Origin of the sequence: Epilithonimonas tenax DSM 16811 (assembly GCF_000428485.1) — a bacterium.
GTDB lineage: Bacteria > Bacteroidota > Bacteroidia > Flavobacteriales > Weeksellaceae > Epilithonimonas > Epilithonimonas tenax.
In genome coordinates this window covers 1-24,557 of sequence record NZ_AUAA01000043.1, presented here as the reverse complement: position 1 = coordinate 24,557, position 24,557 = coordinate 1, and the positions used below count along the sequence as shown (strand labels likewise).

Sequence of the window (24,557 nt, the reverse complement as noted above, 5' to 3'; positions counted from 1 at the left end):
TCAATTATGCGAATATAAAGCTGGATACACCCATGAGAAACAACCAAAAAAATTATCAAAAACAAAAATATATTTTCAGAAAATCGAGAAAAAGAATAGAGACATTATTCTCTCAGCTTTGTGACCAATTTAAAATCAGAAACAACTACGCAAAATCATTTGAAGGTTTTAAAACAAGGATATTGAGCAAAATAACAGCATTAACTTTCATTCAATTTGTAAATGTTTTTGTATTTAATAGAAAAATGAATAATATTAAAATTGCATTAGTTTGATAATGCACTACGAGTACTCAGTCTGATTTTTTATATTGTGAATAGAAATAATCCTGTCATTTTTTTCAATCAATTCTTTTAATTTTTCATCAGAAAACGATGTCGGCTTTGTGATTAGATCTTTGCGCAGTTTTTCATACTTGCTAATTTCAGTCGTAATTGTGGGAGATTTAAACTTAATGTCATTGAGTTTGGAAAGTACTTGGTCAATTTTTTCTTGAGCTTCTGTTACATTGAGTTCATTTTTATTTTTGTTTTTGTTTTCAATCCTCGCAGGATCTTCAATTTTTGCAATCCCTTTTTTAGGTACAGAAACTTTATTTTCAACTTTAGCTTCTTCCTCTAAAAACAAATCTTCAAACAGATTTCCGATCCGTTGGGTTTCTATCCTATTTTTAAACTGGTCAATCTTAAATAAAGCTTCATCTAAATTTCCGCGAATATATTTTTCTAATCGCCCGAACCGGTTGGTTTTCTCTCGGGTTTCACCCAAAATTCTTGCTGGGTTATCATCGAAATAATTAGAAATATCAGTAGAGATATTTTGAGTGTTTTTTCTTAGAATGATAATGTCGGTTCCGATTTGTGTTCCTGCAAAAGCTCCATTGGGTAAGCGGAAACCTTCCAGAATATTGGCATTTTTTAAATTGCTTCGACGGTTCAGCCAAGATGATGGAAGTACCATTGCCAAAACTCCATTAGGTTTTAGTGAATCCAAAGACCGTTTAACGAAATAATCTTCGTATTTTGAAATTTTAGGCTCCTCTCCCAACCCCTTGTAAAGTCCCCGATGTTCACCATAGGGCGGATTCCCGATGACCAAATCATACTTTTCTGAAAAATCTTTTGAGTCTTTTCTATTACCTCGATCATCAATAAATTCAGTTTCAAACGAACGAAGATTAATGTCCGCCTCGGGATGTAGAATTTTGGCAATTTTTGCGGTGGTCTCGTTGATTTCAAAACCTGTAATTTTAGAATTTACAGATAATCGGTGAGTAGCATAAATGAAATTTCCGGTTCCAATACTAGGTTCTAAAATAGAAATTTCTTTTTGGGTTTTGAAATGGTCTTTGATTAAATTACGGACGGCATCAACGATTTTATCCTGCGTGTAGTATTCATCTAAAATCCCTCTACCCTCTTTTGAAGTTCCACCACTTTGGAATTGGTTGCAGATTACTTTTAAATTATCAGTGATGTTAAGATTTTCCTTTAGAAAGATTTTGTGGTCGTCAGAAACAAAACAAGCTGCGGAAACCAATTCTGCAACTTGTTCATTATTCAGTTTTCGGTCTTTATATCTTGAAATGAGAGCATCAAGCTCTACATAATTTGTTGAATTTTCGCTTACCTCGGAAAATCTTCCTTCGGATCTTCGTCTATCGGATACAGGTCTCCCGGATATGATTCCGCCCAAGGAATGTTCTCTTCCCTCATTTTTTTGAGCATTTTCCGATTGTGTTCCACCATCGGATCCTCTTTCTCGGTCTCTGTTTCCCAAATTGCTCCGCTCTGTGCCTGCAAGTCCATTTCCAGCATTGTTGCTGCCCAATGATTGTCCGCTTCCGTAACTTCCGATTTGCTCGGATTGGTTTTTTGAGCCAAGTTCTCCAGTGTGTTGTTCAGGTGTTCCGTTTCCCACTTGCTGAGAATCGGATGTTCTTCCGGATTCAATTGCATTGCTTTCATTTTCAGAAATTTTTGGTTCAACTAAATTAGTATTTTTATCTTGACGATTGAGTTTATTGTCTAAATATTCGCTTAGGTCTTGATTCCCATTTTCAGAAATTTCATACAACGGACGAACGTCTTTGATATTTTTGCCATTAAATTCTGTAAGAATTTTCATGGTTATTGCATTTCCCGTTCTGTCCCCGGTAAGACAAAGAAACATTTTACCATCATAATTCTGATATCTATTGAGGAACTTTTTGCTATTTGAACCGGAATTAAGCGTAATCAATGTTCTATTATTGACTTTCTTATTCATTTGAAGAAGCTCCAAGAATGAAAGCATATCCTTACTGTTTGTGAAAACAATAAGTTCCTTTTTATTTCCTTCAACTACAGAAATGTCATTATTTATCTCATTAAAAAAATCTTCATCTTTCACTTTTTCTGCTTTTTATGAAGTGGTTAAATTCAAAAATTTCTTTGGCTTCACTGTCCCAGTTTTTTCTTGCTATCAATTGAAGCGTCACGAATATGTCCGTCTTTTTATTGTAAGAATCAATCCTTTCAAGCCTACCTTGGTAGTCCTTTTCCACGTGTTTGTAAATAGAGTACGGTAAAATAGTATCCGTTGGATAAATGTAAAATCGGGTGTACATCCAAGGTGAGTTGATTTCAAATCGTTTGTATTTTTTCTTAAACAAAACCGTATCACTCAGATTTTTTCTGTTTCTGTAATTGGGGATTTTTTCCTGAGAAAACAATGTTCCTCGTTTTTTCTCTTCAACCGAAAGCGGCTTTTGTTTTTTTATGACGTCTGACAGAATAATTTTGCCCGGATTTTCATTTTCAATGGTATAGCACAATGAATCTTTAATGAAATAAATCTGTTGGGTTATTTCGAGAGCATCAGCATCCGGAATCCTTTCTATAATAGAATCTCGCGAATAATTAAGGCTTGACAAATGAAAACTTTGGATCTTGTCCAGATTTTTGGAAACATCGAAATATACATTAGAAACAACATCGATTCCTCCTTTTTCGGATTTGATTTCTTTGTGGCAGGAAATAAGAGCAAGTAGTAAAAATAACCAGGGAAGTATTATAAGTTTTTTCATTTTGGTAGATTTAAAAAAGCGGCAGCCTAATTAATTTGACTTACCGCTGGGAAATAAATGATTGGTTGTACGTGTTATCTATCGTTTAATACTTTGTTCTTTCACGTTATTTTTTTCGTGCTTGTTGTCTTGTTCCAAACCTTCTAAAGGTTTATTGGTATTGATTCTGTTCATATCGGAATCATACAGATTCATATTTTTGTATTGCGGATTCAGCACCGCTTTGCCTTCTATGACTTTATCATCCAATTCAAATTTTACCTTGACGATATTTCCTTTTTCCAGAGATTTTATGGTACTTTCCTTCCATTCCGGCTTATCGAAGATCAGTTTGGATTTTTCTACGATCTGAGCCGTATCAACACCATAATTTTTGTAAAAATTCTGGAAATTATAATTTCCTTTTTCAGTTTTGGATTCGTTAAAATTCAGTTTGGCAAATGCAGGTTCTATTTTTTCTGTTTTCGGATTGTGAAATTCTATTTTTACCGTACGCCCTTCCAAAAGGTTGACTGCTTCTTTAGCAGTAAATGTATTTACTCTGTTAACAGGAAAATTGTGGGAGATAACGTCGCCATTTTCTTTAGTGAGTTTAGCATTATAAAAATTCATAAAGACACTTCCATTTTCTATCTTATTGAATTTTAACGTGAATTCCATTTCATTTCCGGGCATCGTTTTGTCGGAAGTGGTTTTAATTTCGAACTCTTTTTCGGGAGCATTAATCCCATTTTCTAAATCTTTGTGCAGTTGTTCTCCTTCTCCGAAACCAAGATATTTTAACTGAAATTTCGGATACTGAGATGGTTCATGTTCTTTTTGTGTTTCCATAATGTTTGGGTTTTGATTGTTAAATTTTATTTCGTTGATTGTTAATATTCGATTTTTTGGTAAACTATCTTCTTCCAGATAGATTTTTAAAATTTCACCGCTGATCAATATTTCATAAGATTCGCCATATTCCGATTTTTCCAACAAGCCAAAAGCTAATGCGTATTTATCATTTTTGGACAGGTCGTGTCCATCAAGGACGTCCGGAATTTGGTCTAATTGTTTATTGGTCAAAGAATAATCTCCATTCGTTGTTCCAAATTCCATTTTTTCTGAATAAGCTTTTCTCTGGCTTGAGGTAATATGTAAATTTTCCAGTATGAATTCGTTTTCTTTCATAAAGATCCTGTAATTGAGAAGATCATTTTTTTTCCTCTTCGGAAAGTTTCGGATAAAGATTATTTTGCACCGCTTTTGCTTTTAAGTCGTTTTCGACATAGCTTTTGAATTCGTTCAAACTTTTTGGAGCATCATAAAAATCTCTCATACCTGTCCATTCTCGCCGACCGTACGGTAATGTATATTCCTGATTTTGCATATCATAGTTGTAATACCTATGACCGCTTGGACTCTTCAGCGAGCCACTTCCATCATCGTAATCGTTCCAGGTCCAGCCGTCCGGAAGGTCAGATGCAGGGATTAAATTTTCTTCAAGGCTTTCATCTGGAAAGAAGTCTGCATTTTCTTCCAGATCAGTCATTTCAATTTGATGAATCCCTTCTAATGATAACTTTGCAGCTTCAACTTTATAATTTCGATAATGATGAGCTTGCTTTTCATCAATTTGTGTATAGGTCAATCCGGAACTTAAATCAGTTTCTTTCTCGAATTCCTGAGCCCAGAGATCAGAGAGAAATTTCTGCTTTATTAACTCATTACTTATAATAATTTCAGTAGACTCCCTGTTATTTTGCAAAATCAAATGTTTATTGGCTAGTTGTTGCTTTTCAATAAATCTGACTAATTCAGCAGGATTGTTAAATGTATCCTTAGTAACGAGATCGGGATTTGAATGAAAAATTGTTTTCAATGTGAAATTTGAACCTATGATAACTGCTCTTCCCTTAGATTGGTGAATTACCATAAACTTTTTCTCTTTATCAGTAAACAGCCTCTCTCCGTCCCGAAAAAACTGTTCAGGTGACATACTTTCCATTTCTTTTACAAAATTTTTATAGGCTCCTGTTCTTGGAGTTATATTCTTATCAAACCAGGTTAGATTATCTTCCATTTTTTCCACCTATTAAGCTATCTTCTAAAACCTCTTGACTTTTGTATTTCCTCGTCCTGCTCTTGGCTTTCCTCCTCTCTCATTCGATTGGCATCTTGATAGACATCGGGGTCGTTCACATTCAGTTGTACGTCTGATTTTTCCTGTTTTTGAGAGTGATTTTGCTTTTCAGAGATTCCAGCAACCGTATTGAATTCTTTGGACACAATATTCAAATCATTCGTAATTTCTTTTGCCATTTCTGGGAACTGAACTATTTTATCTTGCAGAAAAGATTTAAGTTTTAGAAGTTCTGCTATGTAACGGTTAAGTTCTTCGGTATTCTTTTTGTCGGCAATAATTGCGGTCAATTCTCTTGCATTTTTAATGAAATCGAATTCTACTACCTTATTGGTTTCTTTGTCGAAAATGAAAGCTTTTTTTTCAAGCGTCGAAAATTCCGGCAACAGATTGTTAGAGACCTTTTGAATATCGGTATATTCAACTCTGTCCTTACTGTTTTTAAGTATTTCCGGTAGGTTTTTGTCTCGTTCTAAATGGATGACCTTCAGTTTGGTATTATTATCAGTCAGTTGAAAAGTTGCTCTGCTTTTGTCGTTATCCGCAACGATGATATATCCTTGTAGAAACTTCTGAATATCATCCGCATTTAGTTTTTTTGAATAAGAATTATCTTCATTAATAATTCCATATTTCTTTAGTTCGTCTGTTGGTAAAGTATTAGTGTTCATAATGGTTTGCTATTAAATTGTTTACTTTTATGAGGTCATTTAAGAAATGAGAAGGATTGATGCTCTGTCCAAATTCTTTCACCGAAAAATGCAGATGTGGACCCGTAGAGTTTCCGGTATTCCCACTTTTTCCAATGATGAATCCCGCTTTTACTTTTTCTCCAACTCGATAATATATTTCTGAGAGATGTAGGTACGAGGTTTCGAAACGGTTAAAATGTTTTACTTTAATGTAATTTCCACCGCCTTTAGAATCCCAACCTGTTGCAGTAACAATTCCGTCCAAAACGGAATAAACATTTTCATAACTGGCTTTTAAGTCGATACCGTTGTGCGTTTTTTTTGTTCTGAAAATAGGATGCGTTCTTGTCCCGTACGAAGATGTAATGGTGATTTTGTTTTTAAGGGGCATCACAATTTTTGAAAAAGATGCCGCCGGCTCATCTACGAAATCATACGTTGTAGAAAAGTTTTGTTTTTTTGATGTTTGCTGTGCCTCTTCTACTCTATTCAGTGATTGCAGCACCAAGGAATCTTTCAGTTTTTCAAACTCATTTTTTCGTACTTCATTTACACTGCTAGATTCTTTAATCAACATTTTCAAAGAATCAATTTGACTCGTTAACCACTTCGTCGAACCTTTGGTTTCATTTTTTAAATCTGATTTTGTGGTGATATTTAAAACTTGCTTCCAAGATTTCTTAGCATTCTTTTGTTTTACTGGATCTTCAATATTAGATTTTTCGGATAGCTTTGGATTTTCAGATTTTTTCGGTATTGTTGGTGTAATCGTATTAAATTGCGCAGATGATAAACAACTGTAAAACAGCACCATCAATGTAAATATGTATTTTAGTTTTTTCATTTTATGCAGCTTTTATATTTTCATTCACAATGAGTTCCACTTCTTTATTGATTTTTCTAAAATTGGTCATCAACACTTCTTCTTTTCGGTTAACCCCTTTTTTATCCACAAAAGAGTAATATGAAGGCATTTTCACATAGTTGCTTTCTTCCTCTTGTATGGCTTTCCTATCCAAATTAATTTTACCGCTGACTGCAGAGGTTTTGTACTCCTCAGCATCATTTTCTACTCCCTGTGCGATCATTCCTACCATTTCTCCGGTTTTCAAGGCTGCTATTTTACCTGCCGGAATCATATGATCCATCTTTTCATTGATACTGGTGGTTGTTCCTTGCTGAGAAATGGATTGTGAGTATGATTTTTGTTTAATTTTTCCGAAAAGTTTTTCCAACCAATCCAATGTATTTTTGTCTCTGGCAGATCCGGAAAGAATATTTCCAACAATGGCAGAAATTGTATCAGCAACTTCTTTTTTGTAGAACTGTCTGAGCTGCGGAATTTCTTGTAATCCAAGCATTACAGCAACTTTATTGCTTCTTGCAGTGGCCACGATGTTATCAATTTTATGAATATAAATCGTCGGAAATTCGTCTGCGATAATTCCTCCCGGTAAATTGTGCTTGGAATTGATCAATCTTAAAGTCCTGTTTAACACCGAGGAATAAAGGGCTGAGTTAATATCCTGTGTTCCCGGATCTGATGCTAATATGATAATGGATGGATTTTCACGATCAGTAATCTTCAATTCCACTTCATCTCCCGAAAACACCCAAAAGCTTTCTTTAGTTGCCAATCGGGAAAGGAATATTTTCAAAGTTCCAATTTGTCCTTCCAGCTGATCAAACGCTTTGTTGTCATACGCCGTTTTGAAAGGCGAAAGCAAAGAGAAAATTTCTTCGTTGGTAAAAAGTGTGTCAAAAATTTCTTTATAACTGCGGTTCATAAAGGAAAGAATATGAGGCAGATCAGAATATTTTCCATTTTCAAATGTTGCAAAAAAATAAATACAGGAAGACAGAAAATTGATGGCGGATTGGGTAAAGAAAGCTTCAGAACCACCTCCGGAACTCGAACCTCCCTTCTGTAGAGATGAAACCATTGATTCTGCCATTTCCTGGGCTTCTGCTAAAGTTTGGATGTACTTTTTGTGAAATGGATTGACTCGTTTTGATTTTTCAACCTCTTTCAGATTAATGACGTGGAAATTGTAATCGTAGTCTGCTTCCTTACTTTTTTTCAACAAATAATGGTAGTATGCAATCTGTGCTAGATCAGGAAATTTAAAATCGTAGATGCAGAGACAGAAACCTTTTGCAATCATTTGTCTTATGGCAGGATTGATCACACCAAAAGATTTACCAGAACCTGGTGTTCCAATGACCATCGTTCCTCTAAAAGGATTGATGTTCATCCAACCTTTATTGCTTTTGTTTTTGTAACGGAACAAGTATGGAATATTGATTGTGACATCCGATGTTACCAATTCCTGATTTTGGTCGAAAGATTCTTCTTCAACATTCCATCGGTCTTTTCCCATTTTCTGCTGCATCAGTTTTGAAATACTATCTGCACCCATTTGAAGAATAACTGCCCCTAAAAAAGAAAGAACTGCATAGATTCCCTGATAGAGATTAAATCCGGGAAACACTCTTGGAAGTTTTTCATTTCCTGCCTCATTCTGCCAAACCAGTGAAGAAAAAATCATCAGCAATCCCAAAATCATAGGAGCAATAATCTCTTTACTAATATTAAGGTCTTTCTTTTTCTTGGCTTTTGTTCCGACAGCCACTAATCCAATCAGAATCAATGTTGCAAATTTGGCATTGATAGGAGGGTAGATAAAACTCAACTTTGAAAAATTTTTCAACAAGTTTGATACTACCGGAACATTGGCATTAAGGTAGAAAAGCGAAGCACAATCGAGTGCTACGACTGCGTACACCGCTTTTTGTAGAAAGCCATAGATCTTTATTTGGTGTTGTTGCTCTTGCATTAAGAATAATTTTCGAAATATTGATTCAGTAATTTGTGTTCTTCCAGTAAACTATCGTGTAGCTTCTGTTGCCGTTCCTGCAAATTTTTATGATGTTCCTGTATTTTAACAAGTTTGGCATTCAACAGATTCAATTTATTTATTAATTCATTTCCTCTTTTTTCGACACTCTCGATAATGTATGAGTGACCTGGCTCTTCAGATATTTTATCACACCAATCTTTAAGGTTTAACACCCTTTTATAGGCAATGATAAATTCTTTTCGTTTTTTATAAATAATAATTATAGCAACAGAATGGTAGGTAAATAGTAATATCACCAGTGCAAAACACAGCATAACTGTAAAATTTTCCATAGTCTTAATATTAAAAGGTATCTGCTTTCAGAATATCTGAATAGTTGACTTTCATTTCTATGGTGCGCCCCGAGAGCTGTTCTTCAATCAAGCGAATCATCATCACTTTACTGTTTGGGTAAGTGAATTTTTTGAAAACATAAATATTCCTGAAATTTTTTCTGAAGTGTTTCTGCGGATTGAGCTGTAAAATGGGTGTTAGATCTACACTTTGGTTATTGGTGGCTTTGTGTATTTTTTTGTCTTCCAAGGAGAATTTCAAATCCTCAATATCATAGTTCAGATTAGAATTATTCTTGATGGTCATATCTAAAAAAATATAAGCACTCATCACATAGACATTATTGAGCTGGAAGCTGAGTTTTAGATTTTTTTCTTCTCTAATCGGATTTTTTTCAGATTTTTTTCGAATAATATCCATCGAAAATTTTCTCAGTTCAAGATTAGAGAACACCATTTTATCAAATTCTACAGGCTGCATCGCTTCGGGCTGTATATGAATATTGGTAATCGTATTGAGGTTATCCTGATTTCTATGCACCACTTTATACTGTGCAATGAAAGATTGTGCGACAACGGTAATGATCCCAATAGTATTTCCATTAACAAAAACGGAAGGTATATTGATTTTTCCTTTCTCGTCAGAATCAGGATGGTCTGTGATCTTTATTCTGGCAATGTTTGTAGAAGGCAAATCTCCAGTCAGTTTTTCTGTTGACAAATCCACGTACTGAATGGGCTCAGGCGAGATAATATGCAGGTTGATGCCTTCGGTAATTTCAATCTCAGGTAAATCGGAAACAATCTGTTCTTTGGTTGCAGTTTGAGCCGTGAAAAATTGAGCTGTGAATATTAAAAGGGTGTATAATAAAGTTCTCATTGTTTTATTTTTTTTGTTGGTTTTGTGAATCTTTCAATTGATTTTCGTCGATCAAAAAGACATATGAGTTGTATTTCAGTTTTGCTTTATTTTCTTTGATCAGGTTGGCAATAGATTTAGATGTTGATGTAAACAGGCTGGATCCAATGCTTGAGAAAAATCCTTTTCCGCCCATATCCATCTGAGTTCCTTGTACTGAGTTACTTCCCATTTCCCGCATCATATCTCTGAAAACGCTTTGCGGAACGTACAATCCCTTCATCCCGTCAACATCATAAATCGAAAGATTGACAGGATAGATTTCTCCTTTTGTGAATACAGATACAATGTTGAGATTGACTCTCTGCATTGAAAATCCTGAGATTTGTCCGTATAATATCGAACCTTTGATTATTTTTTTGTTCCCGACAAAGATGTCTTCCAACAATCGGAACCTAATCCTGCTTCCAAGAAAGCCTTTGTTATTTTCGTCAATGACCGCTTTGATAAAGCTGTTTTCTTTCTCCTTATAGAAAGCATTGAAACCACTGTTGATTCCGGATTTGCTCACATTGAAAGTTGAATTAAGAAAATCTTCCATTTTCTCTTTATTGGACTTCAGTTTTTGTTCTGCTGCGAGTTTACTTTGGTACTCAGGATCACGGGATTTTTCTAAAGAATCCATCACGAGCATTTGTTCTTTCAGATATTTTACAGGGTCTGGTTGGACACTTTGTGTCTTTTCTTTTGGTGTATCTGCGTATTTATCTTCTTGGTTCCCGTAAGATTTGTCATTCAGCATTTTAATGATTTCTGAAGACCTGTTGTAATCTTTGTCATCCCTCTGTGATTGATTTGGTTTGTAATACGAGGATTGATTTTCTTTTGCCTGGTATCTGTTTTGTCTTCCGTTTTCTGCTTTTAAGGAGTCAATTTTTCTTTTTTGGTCCAGTGACAATTGGTCATCATAGTTCAATAAACTATCTTCTTCTTTATCCAAACCACCAAGCATCGTTCTGTTATCCTCTTTTTTGAAAAAAGCATCATACGCATCATTTTTGGTCATAATGGAATCTTGCGTATCGCCGAGTGATAGTGACAATTCTTTTGGTTTATTTTTTTCAGAAGTATCTTCTTTGAGAAACTGTGCTCCTACGTAGCCGAAAAGAAAAAGAAATGGCAGAGCCAAAAGAGGCAGAACATATTTTTTTTCTTTAAAATTTATTTTTTTAATGTCCATTTTTTAATTTTTGGTATTGGTTGAACAAGTAGTCAATTCGTAAACTGTCTTCTTTTTTCAGTGCGTTTTTGTCTCTTTTCACTTTTAAAGTTTTCAGTTCTTGTACTATTTTTTCCATCTCTTTATCATTGTTGACAGATAGATTTTGACTCGACTTATTTTTAGAATAGAGAACCGGAGGTCTTATTTTAAATGCTGTTTCGGAAGGGAAAAAGATACCTTGAATTAGAGACCCTATAAATGAAACCGACAGTAGAATCATTGAATACGTGAAGAATTTCTTTGGATTTTGAACTGCCCACTGCAGCCATTTCTGACCCTTTTGTTTTAATGTAGTTTCCATTTTAGTAAGAGTTTTTATTTTGATTGGATAGTTCTTCGTTATTGATGATTCGCCAGTTTTTAAGAATCACACCGTGAGGATTGTTGGGACTTCTAATGATGTCTTCAAAGAAACCTTCGGTGATGAGCTTTCTGGTAATGACAGAAGATTTTCTTGTGATCATTTGTTTCCCAAAAAAATGAAATTTCTTCTGTTCCATATTGAGTGCAATAGAATCGGTATGGATACTGACCATCGAACTGGACGCGATGATCTGATTGTAAAAACCTTTTTCTTTTAAGTTGGTATATTCTTTTTTTCCGCTGTCATCAATGAGATACAATGACTTTTGAATATTATCCTTGATATAGGTATCATCTGGTGCGAGCGTGAAAAACAATCGGTGGAAAAGTTCTATTTGCGCTTTGTATTCAACAGGTCGATTCAGTAGTACGTCCGTTTGCTTGGCAAGAACCGGAACACCATTGTCTAAAATGTAAATTGATTTTCTGGAATCCTCGATCATTCTGTACGCAAAGAAAAATCCGGCAATGACAATGAAAACGGCAAAAACAATGGTTGAGATTGAAATGACCTTGTTGATTTTAATTCTTTGTTCTATATTTTTGATAAGCATTTTGTTTTGGTTTTTTTTTGAGGTTATTTTCCATTTTTCATCGCTCCTTGAACTCTTCCCGATGCTGACCCTGCAGCTGCATTTTTTGCTGTGGCAGCTGCTACAGATGCACCACCTGTTTTAGCTGCCAATATTGCTGTCTTTGCACTGCTTGCCATTTTTCCTGCTGCACTTTTCATTTTGGTCATCGCCCCCGCCCCTCCAGCTGAAACAATACTGTCTGCAATAGTTGGGGTCATCAGTACACCGATTCCTGTAACAACATAAGCAACACAAGTAAAGAGCTGATTGTAGATCATTCCGGAATTTGAAACGTACACCATTAAAGCGTCTAAATTGGTAATGGTTCCATTGGATAATAAGGTGTCGTACCTTTCGATCTCCATTGTATAACCGGAAGCGATCAATTGCTGACCGATATTGATGATGGTGTAGGCAACAAAAGTGTACAGATTGATATTGATGAACTTTGAAACCCAACTGTATAATGAATTTTCAAACCCGGGAACAAGAGCCATTCCAACAGCTATCGGTCCCAAAATAATTAAAATGTAAGACCATATTTTTTGAATGAAGAAAATAAGATACACACAAACCCTAAGAATGGAAAGGCAACAAAATTCAATAAGTTCTGCGACTAATTTTTGCATTTGGAATTCCATTCTTATAGACCATTCTTTGATAGGCTGAATGAGTTTATCCAATCCCTCACTGATGTCATACCACGAATCATCAGCATCTTCAGTGGTATTTTCAATAACTTCCTGCTTCGCATCCTCTTCCGCCTTTAATTTGATGACAGCATCTAGTAATTGCTGCTGCTTCTTAAATCTTTCCACCCGTAAGTCATTAACTTCTGATTCTATATCGCTGAAAATTGAAATCCCTGGTTCGGCAATAGCCTCAAATGGTGCTTGAATCATACTGACAAATCCACTCCAGTAAACAAGGGTAAATCCTATAAGAATTGGTTTCAGCATCGGGGTTATTTCCCATTCTCTGTCTCCGGCTGCCATTTGCCAACCCATATATCCGAGGTACATCAGAGCACCTAAACCTCCTATTGCTTTTCCTACCAAAGCAGAAGCGGCAGCACTATCTTGTACACTGTTGTCTAATTTGGTAAAAACCTCCATAAACCATTTTTCAAAAGCGCCATCTCCTTTTAAAAATTGGAGTAGATTACTATAATCGCCGTCTGTTTGGGCGAAACCCATGACAGGTAAAAGAATTGCGAATACGCAAAAAGTTACTGTGACTGTTTTATTCATTTTTAAAATCGGTGTTTATAATGATTCATCATACTTTGAACAATTTGCTGGTCTGATGCCGGTGTCCACGCAGGTGGCAAGGAATAATTGGAATGATTTTTTAAAAAATTTTTATAATCTGTAAGCAGTGTTGTCTTGTTGTTGTAATCTCTTAGCTCTCTTACAAACTTCCTCCACTTGATAAGGGTTTCGTGATACATAATGAATCGTTTGCCTCTTGGCATATCCATACTTCTGGACATTGTGTACTTTTCTTTGATGAGATCCAATTCTTCCTGAAGTCGTGTTATAGTACCTGTATTACTGAGTGTTTCAAAAGTTTGCTGTTCTTTCAGCCGCCATTCGATAAAGTTTTGAGGGGTATCAGGAAATTCAGTAATAGGTTTTAGCATTCGTTTGTAATACAATAACCAAAGAGGATCGGCATCGACAGTAGCGGACGTCCAATGGGCAAAATCCTGAACGCTTCTTTTATGAATGGTGTCCGAAGCAGCTTTTATTTTTTTTGCTTCTTCCTCCTGAAACTTCAATTGAGCGAATCTTTGATTTTGAACTCCTGTCGGTTTTAACGGTCGAATGTCTTCGCCATCTTTATAATCCCTGTTTATTTTTGGAGCCCACATTCCCCAAACCGTTGCATAGGCAAAATTGGTTTGAACTCCTAAAAAATATTTGGGATAAGGTCGCCAATCTCCCCAATCTTGAAAGACCATTCTTTTATGTTGAGCAACAATGGAAGGGTCATTCAATCTCTTTACACTCAATTGCCCAAACACAGTAGCTGTAAAAAAGAGCAACTGAAATAGACCGATTTTTTTTAGTAGATTTTTCATGATTTTTTAATTAAAGATTTGGTTGTATTTAGTGATGATGTCGCCAACAATAGCTTTGTCTATATTGATGTAGTTGCGGAGAACAGGAACCTGATACAGGTAAGGAATTTTCTTGGCATTCTCTAATCGCAGATTGATGTATAAAATATTTCCGTTGATATTTCTGACACGGGTAAATATCTTTTCAATAAGCATTTCCCTATCCATAGCATCCATCAGAAAATCTTTGTCTTCATTGAGAATATCCTGGGTAACTTCCTGCTGAAGTTTGATCGTTTGCTTGCCTATCTCAACATAATATTTTGATATCAAGACGGAATATTCAGGATGCTGTGCGGATAGATCCAGCATTTTATTGGAGTTCGTCACGATTTTACCGAGATATTGATAGATGTAGATAAGTTTTTTACTCTGGGTAAGCGCCGAGTTGACATTTTTCAGTTGTTGATAGATGTATTCCTGAATCGCAATGATCTGCGTGATTTTATTGTTGATATCATCATACAATTCTTTTTGCTTTTCATAGGAATCCAGAAAAGCCTGTTCGCTTCCTAATCGAACACCGTGGTTTACGGTGATCTGTGACAGAAGTTTGTCGTTAATCACTATTTGCTGGCTTTTTACAGATGCAACAGAGAAGAAAAAAACTCCGGAAAAAAATAGTTTTTTCATTTTAGAAAGATTTGATGTTATCCATGATGCTTTCAACTACTTGCTTATCCCTATTGACATAATATTGAAAGGCTCTTTTGTTACGTTTTACTTTGGCTTTAATATCTCTTATCTTGAGCAGCATATGCGTAGAATTCCTGCTTATTGCCTTTAGTTCCCCTAAAGCATAGTCCAATAATACTTTACGTTCTGATTTTTCCATTTGGTTGATGGCTCCGTAAGACAAAATGATCCCTGTTACTAACCTTGTTACCATTTGCAGATCATCAACAAATTGAACCTGGGAAGGCAATACCGCAATAATTGAATAAGGAGCATCACTTATTTCATTGATAATAGCAGTCTGATTGTTTGTTATTTTGGTTATTTCCCTGCTCATTGCTATTCCTGTCGGTACAGCTTGAATGGCAAATGAAATAATCCGCAATCTGTCCTGAACTTTGGTAATCTTTTCCTTGAATTGGTTCCATTGGGTTCTATTAGCTGTTTCTACGGTAGCATTGGCAATTTGTTTTTGGCGCATTTCCTTTTGCCTGTCGTGTTCTTTCATAGTGGCATTGATTTCTATATCCATCATCGGAAAAGAAACATTTTCCTGTTGCCAGGCAGGTGTAGAACCGCCACCGGAGGATGTCAACACAAAATAAACAGCCGGAATAAATAGGCTAAGAAGAATCTTCTTTAACATTTTGTAATTTTTTAAAAATTCCGTTTGTACCTGTTCATTATGTTTTCAACAATACCTTTGTCGGTATTGATATACCCTGCAAATGGATTAATTGAATTCCAGAATCCTAATCGATTGGCTTTTTCCAATCGTAACTTTATCGCCAAAAGCCAAAGCTTCAGATTTTTCACATTACCGGAAATATTATGCAGGATTTTATATCGATCTCCTGCAGTAGCAAAATTCAGTTCTCCGGATGCGAGAATATCAGATACATCGGTCACGATCTTTAGACTTTGCTCATAGGTTTTTTGTGAAGCTTTCACTCCGAATATTGCATATTCAGGATGTTCTGATGCTAGTTGTACAACCTGCGATGAATAATTGTAGCATTTATTAAGCTCAGAATAGATTTCCTGTGCCTGAATTCCATTTTGTAAAGTGCCGGAAACTTCTTTTAAACCCTTCAAAATTTTATTCTGAATATCATTAGCTGCAACCATCTGGGTTCCCACCCAGGTTTGTGCGTCCTTTAACTTTGAAGTTTCCTCAATGACTTCGTTCTGTTTGGCTTTCAGATTTTCAGAATAGAGAATCATTGCCGCCGTTACGGTTGGGTCGATGTAGGTGTTTTGAGCGAATGCCATTGTCCCATAAAGTGGGAAAAGAAGCATTACTATTTTGAGACTAAATTTTTTCATATAGCTCTTGTTTTTGGTTGATTAATTCTAAAAAACTGAGATTTCGGTCTTCCAATTCCTGCGAGATGACTTTGAAAACATTCTTTCCTTTGTGTTCTTTTTTCATCATTCTGTAAAAGGAATTGATTTTTTGATCCAGAGGATTTTGATATAAGTTCACGAGTGACACTAAGTTTTCGAGACTATCTCCGAAGGTTTTTAAGTCACCAACTATCCTGTGCAATGCTTCGTCATAGTCTCCATATTGATGCACATAGTACTCAACTGCTGACTTTTCGGGCTTTTCCGTGGTATAGGTCAAATACTGTTCAAGGGACACTTCATTTCCATACACTTCTCCTTTTGAACCTCGTTTCAGATAAAATTCCTTGAATCGGCTCCTCCCGAATTTGTTGTTAAGATTGTTGATCGTAAAAATCTTGTTTTGCTCTACTTTATTGAGCGAAAGCAGTGATGCTATTTTATCAAAGTTGTCTTTGAACTTCGTCTGGTCAAGCAATATAAACGTGTCCGAATTATTGATGATGGAATCTTTAACCACTGCATTTCCAATAATATCATCCAACTCCTGCGTTACCACTACTGCTTCTCCCCAAAATTTCCTTACCGTTTTGTATAAATAAAGAATGTAGCCTCCCATCAGTTTACTCGCAATGGCTTTCCAGGCTTCTTCGATAATCAATGCTTTCCTGCGGTCTTTTCTAAGGCGCATTTTCTGAATAAAAGTGTCCATTATAATGAGTGTTACGATCGGAAAGAGTTTGGGATTATCTTTTACATTATCAATTTCAAAAACAATAAAAGATTCGTCAAACAGCGTATTATCTGCATTTTCATTTAACGTAGTGCCGTACCTTCCGCCTTTGTAAAAATCTTTCAGTACAAATAAAAAAGTGCGCAGATTAAATTCCTTTTCTATAATATTGTGTTTTTTGTTATTCAGGTAGATAGGAAGAAATTGATCACAGTAATCATAAAACCCATTGAACGAAAGTTCTGCTACTGTTAGCTTTTCTTCTAATTCTTTGATTTTTCTGATGATGGCTTTTCTAAAGGATTCATTCCATTCATCAGCTGATCTGGGTTGTCTGATGATGTCATTCGACTTGATTAAAATCAACTGCGTTTCATTGTATATTTTCCTTCTTTCTTCATCGTTAAGCGTGTCATACGCTTCATAAACCTTGTAAAAATTTTCGCTTTCATATTCCGGATTATTGATGTTCTTATCAGGATGATAAAATTTCAACAATTTTCTTCCTGCTTCTTTTATTTCATCGGAACTGGCATCGAAAGTAATTCCCAAAATGTCATAGTAAGTATGCTGTCCTTTGGCTTCATTCTCATATTCAGAAAAAAGATCCTCTTCGTGAATGTTGTATTTACCCAAATATAGAATGAGTTCTTCAGATGTTTTATTTTCATACCACTGTGTTCCCGAGTTGAAATACTGATGGTAATACGACATCAACACATTGTCTAAAATGGATTTTTGTGCGGATGACATTGCAGCATCCGGACCTTGCCAGATCAGGAAGATCAGGTTGGTCAAAAATTCGATTTTTTCGATATTAAATTCTTTCTTATTCATCAGAAAAGGATTCATAGTAATCGGTTTTTCTTCAGTGTATTGGATGTATCTTCCTCCCTTATATTTGCAGGTTCCCGAATAGGAATCTCCCGTATCAACAATGACTACATCATAATTGTAGGTCAAATACTGCTCGATAATATTGTTCATTAAAAAACTCTTGCCTGACCCACTAGGTCCGAGAACGAACTTATTTCTGTTATTAATTCTTCCTATTTTCATCGGTAGATCCGAAGGATCTACTTTTAGTGGAACGCCTTGTCTGTCTGTAAACCTCAGATAGAAATTGGATTCTTCATTGACGGGGTAACTTTCTTTAAAAAAAAAACACAAGGCCGCTTCGCTTGTCGTCATAAACAGATCATACTCCCTGAGTTCTGTTCCATTACCAGGAATGGCTGATCGCCAGAGTTCCAATTGGTTGTAGGCATTTTTTGAAACAATGATTCCTTTTGTGAATAATTTGTTTTCTATCATCGATTGGATGTTCTCCATTTTTTCCAGTGTCTGTGCAGAAAAAAGGATGGAAAAATGAGCGTTAACAACTAGCTGTCCGTCAATGGCTATGTTATGAAGCAGGGTCTGAATCTCGTCTGCTATGATCGCATTGGAAGGAGAATTGTTGGCTGCTCCCTCGTGCTTTTTCTTCTTTTTGTCGAGTTCCCTCTGCTGCTGTGCCTGAAGCGGAATCACAATGATCTGATTATAGACAATCGTTTCGTAGTCTTCCAGTTCATTGATAAAACTAAAATTATCAACCGCCGTCTCAGCTGCCGCGCCATTACCGCCGAGAACAGAATAAGGTTCGATTTCTGAAGGTAAATCGATGTTTTCTACATCCACGTAAGAAATGTTCTTCACGAATCGGTTCCCAATCTGCAAAAATTCGTTGGTGCTTTTGATATTATCAAATAGGGGAGATTCGGAAAACTGCATCGACAAAACACCAGAAATGTAATATTCAAAATCTTTCTCAAACAAAAACTGCGGTTCACAGTCATTCTGCTTCAAAAGCATCAATACTTTTTGGCATTTGTCCCGTAGTTCTTTATAGCTTTTTTCAGAGAAATTGTAATGCTTTTTTTTCTTTTTCAGTTTATCATCAATAATATCTGTAAAGAACAGAACCGTTTCAATGGTTTTGAAAAGCCTGCCGTCAAAATGTTCTGAATATTTTTGTTGTAGAAATTGGTTGGATTGCTCTGCAGTATATTTCTTCTTAGAAAAAATATCGAGCTTCTGAACAATTCTTCCCTCTCCAATGATCGATACCACCTGATTTAACACCGTGTGGAAATTAAGATAGCTATCCGGGTCTGCCGAATATTGCTCTACAATATTTTTTATCTTGATCCCGATAATCGGATTACCATATTGTCCGAAAAGGACATCAAAATCCCAATTGAAATCTTTTCCATAATCATAGCCTATAAATGGGATGCTAAATGCTTGTTTTTTTGTTGTTGCCATTCTTTAAAAGTTTATTACTGTCTAACCTTTTTGGAAAAATTAAGATGTGATCGAAGTTTTTGGTCTTGTCATACAAACCATACTTATCCTGTCTTTTGAAAATGAAGTAAACACCTCCCGCAGTGACTGCAAGACCAAGCAAAGAGCCTAAGAGACCAAACTTCGAGAGTACCAATGCGGAAATGATCCCGCCTCCGATGACGCCGACTGCGTAAAAGATGTATTTCCCTTTGAGTCCGAAGAATACAAGAGGCTTTTTCAGCCCCTTGTAGAGATAGAATCCCATATTAGGCAAAGAATGCTGTTACGAATTCCGGAACTACAATCAGGAATATCATTGCTCCACCATAACCAAGGATCTCTTTGTTGACATCCTGATCACCATTCGTCCATTTGTTGTAAACCCGAAGACCTCCGATGAAACCAACCAATCCTCCTACTGCTTTCAAGATCAGTTTGACCGGATCCCAATAATCAGTGATATCACTTGCTGCATTCGAAATTGCTGTTGCACCACCTTGGGCAAATGCGGGGGTTATCGCCATAATTGCCAAGGCCAGGGTTAGAACTTTTTTTGTTGTCACGTTTTTTGTGAAAAAATTTTTCATCATAATTCAAAAAATTTATAAAGGGTTAATAATCAATTGAGTGTTAAATTTTGGGCATAGAAGTCCCGGACAACGGATGGAAATCCGCTGTTAATTCTAATAATCAGTGCGTTAGATTTTGTTTAAGTTGGCTAACTACATGGTGGATTGATAAACTTTGTATCCATCGTAGTTCGCAACCATTTGAACCAAGGTTTCAGAAAGATTGAGCATCGCCTTCCAATCTTTTATTCTGGAAGTTTTCTGGTCTGCACTAACCGTGATCGGGTTTTCGCTAATCACTTCATTAGGTTTCTGATTTTCCTTTTCGGTTGATATTTTTTCCTTTTGTTCAAAATACTCTTCGCTTGATTCAGCATTTTCAGGATGTGATTGGTTTTCAATTTCGGTAAAATCCTTTTTTGATGGATTATCGAATTCATCCAGATCTTGTTCAGATTCAAATTGTTTTCTTAAATACTCCAGATCTTGTCGTTCTTCATTTCCTTCAGTGATATCAGAATGGATTACATTTTTATTAAAGGACTTGGGAGTGTTGAGATTTTCTACATCTTCAATCCCTATAGTTGCAGTAAGATCTTCGTACTGTTCGGAAATTTCGGACAAAGAAAATTCCTCCGTCTCTTCTTTATAGGTTTCTCTTTCTTTTTTCAGAAACAGATCGTATAAGATATTACCTGCATAATACATCAGATAAACAGCCAGAATGGTAAGTGAGATTTTTATCATTTTTTATTGATTTAGTTGTCAGTCGATCGTTGTTTTATGTTGGTATTGAATCTTTTATTTTTTCCTTCTTTTTAATCACTTGTATTTTGATTTTTGAGGTTTCATTGATGTATTTTATAAGTTCATCGAATGTATGTTCTACTGCATATTTTTGTTTGCTTATCAGGCTTCTGGTATTAATAGTTTGTAGGCAGTTTCTTTTGAATACCGGACTTGGCAGCAGCATTCCATATTTTGCGAGCTCAATGTCCATTGCTTCCTGATTCAGATACTTGTAGCCTTTATCATATTTGGAACGGATAAATACTCTTTCAGCCTCACTTTCCAATAGTCCCAGCATATTGATAAAGACCAAAGTCGATTTTACAGAAACATCGGAATACTCAAAAGGTGTTACGATAAAATCACTGTATATGAGCAAATCACTGTATTTTGCATCGAGCGTTCCGGCCAAATCAAAGAGGTTAATCTCATCGCTTTCTTTTAAATTAATGAGAGTTTCAAAGTCTGAAAAAGGCTGCTCTTCTTCCTCGCCAATAATTTCTACATCGTACAATTTTGGAATGTCCAATAGCTCATCATCTTTCCATTTGTAGTAAAATGATTTCTGATAATCAAAATCGAAAACATTGATTTTCCTTTCTGAAATAGCGGTAATGTAATTGGCAAAAGCTATGGCTAATGTCGTTTTTCCGGTTCCTCCTTTTTGGGTAGCAAATGTGATGATCATAGGTTTTAGTTGATTTTTACTGGACTGAAGACGATTTTTCCATCAACTTTATCGTCTCTTTTTTTGTCTTTTTTTGAGTTCATTTTCGGCAGGGTCTTTTGCAGTTCCAGAACTTTTCATCAACTCAAAAAGAAGTTCGTTGACGGCTTTGTTTAATTCTGTTTTTTCATTATTTTCAGTCCGGTTTTCTGTTTGCACTTCATTTACGCTTATGGGATTCAGAAATTTTTGATATTCCTTTTCTCCGATTAATGGCTGAAGTTCACCCACGTAATGGAACTTGGTATGAACAGCATACAGCTTTCCGTCTTCAGCAGTCGTTATAGAAATATCTTTTTTTTCATCATTTGTGTTTTTGTTATTTCTAATAAAGTCCTTTACTTCAAACTGGACTTTTCGATAGGTTTCCAGATCTTTTTTACCCCGGTTTTCAAAAAGCATAAAGTCCTTGATTTCTGCTTCCGGATTATTCTTCTTAAAAAATTCAAGCAGGATCTTTTTTGTTTCCTGGCTGCGAATATTATAATCCTTCAGGATTTCAAAAGTCTTCTTATCCAGCTTTTCAGAAGTAAATTCAAATACTTCATTCATTTTCAGTAGATCACTACCTTTATATACTTTTTGTGTTTTATGGTCGATTACAGTGTAGCCAAAAGGATTTTTTTCTTTATGATGAAAAACCATATCGATCCCGAAAACATCTCTCAACTTTTTTTGAAGTTCACTTTCAAAAGTGATTTTTACTTTTAAATCATTTTCTTCTAATTTTTCTTTTGGGAGCATCGATTTCAGTTGCCTATCATCTTCTACTTTAAAAACCTTGGTGGAATACAATTCTTTGTATTTGCTTAATATACCTTTGATCTGCTTTGCCCTTTTATCATTTTTGCTGTTATCAAAAACAATCTGACTTCCTGAAAGTGTTTGCTGTATTACCCCGTTTTTTAAAATTTTAAAAGAATTTTCATCATTTGTGTTTTTGCCTATCTTATATCCATTTCTATTGAGTAGAGTTTCCAACTGATTAAGCGAACTTATTTTGTAGTTCAGCAGTTTTTCCAGTTCTTCTTCCGGTTTCTGACCATACAATTTTTCCATTGTAACGCTTAATGCTTTTTGGGCTTTAAGCCTTTCATAACTGTCATTGATCTTTTTCCCTGTCTGTTTATCAACTCGGGTAGAAACTATGTGTACGTGATTATTATCTGTATCCTTATGAAACACCACAATGAAAGGCTGTTCGCCATATTTCATTTCATCCATAAAATTCGCCGCGATCTTAGTCAGCTCTTCTTTCGAATGTCCTTGAAATTTCGTAGAGATCATTGCGTGAAATTGAGGTTTCTGCACTTTTTTGTTCCCAATCGAAATAGCTCTCAAATAGTTTCTTACTTCTTCCTTGCTGCTTGATTCGTTAATGAAGGAAGGAAAATTTTTCATCAGCTTTAATTCTCCGGTTCCATTATCAATTTTCTTATCGTTATAATGAACTCCTGGAAAACTCGGACCTGCCGGATCCATGATCTTAACAATCATTTTGATAGCTTTGCATAGATTTTCATAAATATTTCGTTCTGTTCTTTTTTCAGAATTAAGATCTCTGCTAACTTATCCGAAAAATTTCTGAGCTCTTTTTCGCTGATGAACTTTTGACCATTTGCTATTTTTGCTACCTGATTGATGTTGGTTTCAATTTTCCCGAAAATGTTATCCTGTTTTTCAATGAACGCCAATATTTTTCTCCTCTCATCATTTAAAATCCTGTTCTCAACAGAGTCGATGATTAAGCTTGTCAGAGAAATTTGCTTTTTGGAACAAAGATTTTTCCAGTCTTTCTTTTTTTGACCCTTGATCCTGATCAAAATCACCTCATCTTTTGCTTCATCAGTATTCATCTTTCAAATTCAAATTTGATTTTCTAAATGTTGTTTTCTATATTGGAACAAGGATGACCGTTGCAATTGCCATAATGCCTACAACGATAGAACTCACGACCTTTACTTTTTTCACTTCCCTGATTTGTTTTTTATCGATTGAGATAGTCTCTCCTTTTTTGGAAATGCCATAAATACTTTTATTATCAATTAATGTGATTTTTATTTTGTGGATTTTTGCAGTGAAATCCTGAACTTCATATTTCTGATTTATTTCTAGAGAATTATCTTTTAATGGTTTGCCCGGATTCGAAATAATAGCTCTACAAGATGTTAGCGAAACGATAATTATTAGCGATAAAGATTTAAAAAAAATTTTCATAGTTTTATGATTATGGCGTTACCCAACTTGTTACGCCGTTAACACTTTTCAGAATATATGTTCCGGTAGACGGAGGGTTAGGAACCGTTTCTGTTGCGAAACCAAATGATCCATCAGCTTTGGCAACCACTTTTTTTGTATAGGATAAATCTCCGTCTGCATTGGGCATTTGGGAAGGTGTTACGCTGAGCTTGCCATTGATATTTAACCATCTTTCAGAAAAATCCCCCGAAATCAAAGCAAATTTGTAATCCGTATAATTGTTCGTGATACTATCCCAAAAGCTGGTTGAACTTGTTGTGACGGGGGTTGAATGTATAGCCAGTTTATTACTTATGCTTCTGTTTCCTGTGGCTGGGCTGCCTGCACCAATACCAATGAAAATATTGTTAGATCCTGTTCTGTTTCCTGTTCCTGACAGGTAGCCGATAGATATGTTATCGTTTCCTGAAGTGATGTATGACATGGCTCCAGGACCAATTCCGATATTTCTGCTTCCGGAAATCACTCCATTTAAGATTCCGTTCAATGCTGAAACTCCTGCTCCATAATTAAGTTTACCTGTAATTTCGCCTTGAGACATTGCGTAAGCGCTGGCTGAATTTCCCTTTCCGGACGTTATATTTGAATCGGTGGCAAAAATAGAATTGTAATCACCTATGATTGGACTTCTGGAAATGCCCAGTATGTAATTTTCTTTCTCATCAAAATCAAGATGCAGACTGTTCTTGACAATAAGTTCAACCGTAGAAGTGTTGCCCTTGAGCGCAACTGTATCTAGTGGGTCTTCTTGTATAAATGACTTCCATAGATCACCGTCAAAATAATACAACCCGGACTTTGTGATATGAATGACCTGACCGGATAAATTAGTAGCTGGAGATGTTACAAACACGA

Annotated in this window: 27 protein-coding genes; 1 reads left to right on the top strand and 26 read right to left on the bottom strand. The window is 35.6% G+C overall.

Going from position 1 to position 24,557, the window contains the following annotated elements; all coding sequences use genetic code 11:
* A partial coding sequence (locus F564_RS0114740) for a transposase (RefSeq protein WP_154656805.1) occupies positions 1–275 on the top strand: 275 nt, incomplete at its 5' end.
* Positions 276–282: 7 nt separating this feature from the next.
* Here F564_RS0114740 and F564_RS0114735 read toward each other — a convergent pair.
* The 26 genes from F564_RS0114735 to F564_RS20790 form a co-directional block, all read right to left on the bottom strand.
* The gene (locus F564_RS0114735; protein ID WP_028123313.1) at positions 283–2,391 is read right to left on the bottom strand and encodes an HsdM family class I SAM-dependent methyltransferase; all 2,109 of its coding nucleotides are present in this window, start codon (positions 2,389–2,391) and stop codon (positions 283–285) included.
* A complete protein-coding gene (locus tag F564_RS0114730) occupies positions 2,381–3,067 on the bottom strand; it encodes a hypothetical protein (protein ID WP_028123312.1) in 687 nt (228 codons plus the stop codon). The genes F564_RS0114735 and F564_RS0114730 overlap by 11 nt, the downstream gene beginning before the upstream one ends.
* 78 nt (positions 3,068–3,145) lie before the next feature.
* Entirely contained in the window at positions 3,146–4,237 is a 1,092-nt protein-coding gene (locus F564_RS21025; protein WP_051259696.1) for a hypothetical protein, read from the bottom strand.
* Between the two features lie 22 nt (positions 4,238–4,259).
* The gene (locus F564_RS21020; protein WP_228373911.1) at positions 4,260–5,138 is read right to left on the bottom strand and encodes a hypothetical protein; all 879 of its coding nucleotides are present in this window, start codon (positions 5,136–5,138) and stop codon (positions 4,260–4,262) included.
* Between the two features lie 8 nt (positions 5,139–5,146).
* Positions 5,147–5,860: a hypothetical protein gene (locus F564_RS0114715; RefSeq protein WP_028123310.1), complete on the bottom strand. Its 714-nt coding sequence runs from the start codon at positions 5,858–5,860 to the stop codon at positions 5,147–5,149.
* Entirely contained in the window at positions 5,850–6,725 is an 876-nt protein-coding gene (locus F564_RS0114710; RefSeq protein ID WP_028123309.1) for a M23 family metallopeptidase, read from the bottom strand. Before F564_RS0114710 ends, F564_RS0114715 begins: the two co-directional genes overlap by 11 nt.
* A gap of 1 nt (position 6,726) precedes the next feature.
* Positions 6,727–8,718 carry a type IV secretory system conjugative DNA transfer family protein gene (locus F564_RS0114705; protein ID WP_028123308.1) on the bottom strand — a complete coding sequence of 664 codons (1,992 nt, stop codon included), beginning with the start codon at positions 8,716–8,718 and terminating at the stop codon, positions 6,727–6,729.
* Positions 8,718–9,074 carry a hypothetical protein gene (locus tag F564_RS0114700; protein ID WP_028123307.1) on the bottom strand — a complete coding sequence of 119 codons (357 nt, stop codon included), beginning with the start codon at positions 9,072–9,074 and terminating at the stop codon, positions 8,718–8,720. Before F564_RS0114700 ends, F564_RS0114705 begins: the two co-directional genes overlap by 1 nt.
* Positions 9,075–9,084: 10 nt before the next feature.
* The gene (locus F564_RS0114695) at positions 9,085–9,954 is read right to left on the bottom strand and encodes a DUF4138 domain-containing protein (protein WP_028123306.1); all 870 of its coding nucleotides are present in this window, start codon (positions 9,952–9,954) and stop codon (positions 9,085–9,087) included.
* Positions 9,955–9,958: 4 nt separating this feature from the next.
* Positions 9,959–11,167, bottom strand: coding sequence for a conjugative transposon protein TraM (traM, locus tag F564_RS0114690; protein ID WP_028123305.1), 1,209 nt, complete (start codon positions 11,165–11,167; stop codon positions 9,959–9,961).
* Positions 11,163–11,516: a hypothetical protein gene (locus F564_RS0114685; protein WP_028123304.1), complete on the bottom strand. Its 354-nt coding sequence runs from the start codon at positions 11,514–11,516 to the stop codon at positions 11,163–11,165. Before F564_RS0114685 ends, traM begins: the two co-directional genes overlap by 5 nt.
* Before the next feature lies 1 nt (position 11,517).
* Entirely contained in the window at positions 11,518–12,132 is a 615-nt protein-coding gene (gene traK / locus F564_RS0114680; RefSeq protein WP_028123303.1) for a conjugative transposon protein TraK, read from the bottom strand.
* Positions 12,133–12,155: 23 nt separating this feature from the next.
* Positions 12,156–13,403 carry a membrane protein gene (locus F564_RS0114675; RefSeq protein WP_028123302.1) on the bottom strand — a complete coding sequence of 416 codons (1,248 nt, stop codon included), beginning with the start codon at positions 13,401–13,403 and terminating at the stop codon, positions 12,156–12,158.
* Positions 13,404–13,405: 2 nt separating this feature from the next.
* On the bottom strand, positions 13,406–14,236 hold the full coding sequence (locus F564_RS0114670) for a hypothetical protein (protein WP_028123301.1): 831 nt from the start codon (positions 14,234–14,236) through the stop codon (positions 13,406–13,408).
* Between the two features lie 6 nt (positions 14,237–14,242).
* Positions 14,243–14,908: a hypothetical protein gene (locus F564_RS0114665; RefSeq protein ID WP_028123300.1), complete on the bottom strand. Its 666-nt coding sequence runs from the start codon at positions 14,906–14,908 to the stop codon at positions 14,243–14,245.
* Position 14,909: 1 nt separating this feature from the next.
* Complete coding sequence (locus F564_RS0114660) at positions 14,910–15,596, bottom strand: hypothetical protein (protein WP_028122623.1); 687 nt, start codon at positions 15,594–15,596, stop codon at positions 14,910–14,912.
* An 11-nt stretch (positions 15,597–15,607) separates the two neighbouring features.
* Positions 15,608–16,276, bottom strand: coding sequence for a hypothetical protein (locus F564_RS0114655; protein ID WP_028122622.1), 669 nt, complete (start codon positions 16,274–16,276; stop codon positions 15,608–15,610).
* Entirely contained in the window at positions 16,263–19,337 is a 3,075-nt protein-coding gene (locus F564_RS0114650; protein ID WP_028122621.1) for a TraG family conjugative transposon ATPase, read from the bottom strand. Before F564_RS0114650 ends, F564_RS0114655 begins: the two co-directional genes overlap by 14 nt.
* Entirely contained in the window at positions 19,309–19,623 is a 315-nt protein-coding gene (locus F564_RS0114645; RefSeq protein WP_028122620.1) for a DUF4133 domain-containing protein, read from the bottom strand. Before F564_RS0114645 ends, F564_RS0114650 begins: the two co-directional genes overlap by 29 nt.
* 1 nt (position 19,624) lies before the next feature.
* Positions 19,625–19,945: a DUF4134 domain-containing protein gene (locus F564_RS0114640; RefSeq protein ID WP_371462110.1), complete on the bottom strand. Its 321-nt coding sequence runs from the start codon at positions 19,943–19,945 to the stop codon at positions 19,625–19,627.
* A gap of 135 nt (positions 19,946–20,080) precedes the next feature.
* Positions 20,081–20,674, bottom strand: a complete 594-nt coding sequence (locus tag F564_RS0114635; RefSeq protein WP_028122619.1) for a hypothetical protein — start codon at positions 20,672–20,674, stop codon at positions 20,081–20,083.
* A 34-nt stretch (positions 20,675–20,708) separates the two neighbouring features.
* Complete coding sequence (locus F564_RS19395) at positions 20,709–21,404, bottom strand: ParA family protein (RefSeq protein ID WP_051259641.1); 696 nt, start codon at positions 21,402–21,404, stop codon at positions 20,709–20,711.
* A 48-nt stretch (positions 21,405–21,452) separates the two neighbouring features.
* Positions 21,453–22,940, bottom strand: coding sequence for a relaxase/mobilization nuclease domain-containing protein (locus tag F564_RS0114625; RefSeq protein ID WP_028122618.1), 1,488 nt, complete (start codon positions 22,938–22,940; stop codon positions 21,453–21,455).
* A complete protein-coding gene (locus F564_RS0114620; protein ID WP_028122617.1) occupies positions 22,937–23,299 on the bottom strand; it encodes a hypothetical protein in 363 nt (120 codons plus the stop codon). Before F564_RS0114620 ends, F564_RS0114625 begins: the two co-directional genes overlap by 4 nt.
* A 37-nt stretch (positions 23,300–23,336) precedes the next feature.
* Positions 23,337–23,660 (bottom strand): bacteriophage spanin2 family protein, encoded by a 324-nt coding sequence (locus F564_RS0114615; protein WP_028122616.1) that lies wholly within the window; start codon positions 23,658–23,660, stop codon positions 23,337–23,339.
* Positions 23,661–23,670: 10 nt separating this feature from the next.
* Positions 23,671–24,557 (bottom strand): hypothetical protein (locus tag F564_RS20790; protein WP_034981749.1); only part of this gene is annotated, 887 nt, incomplete at its 5' end.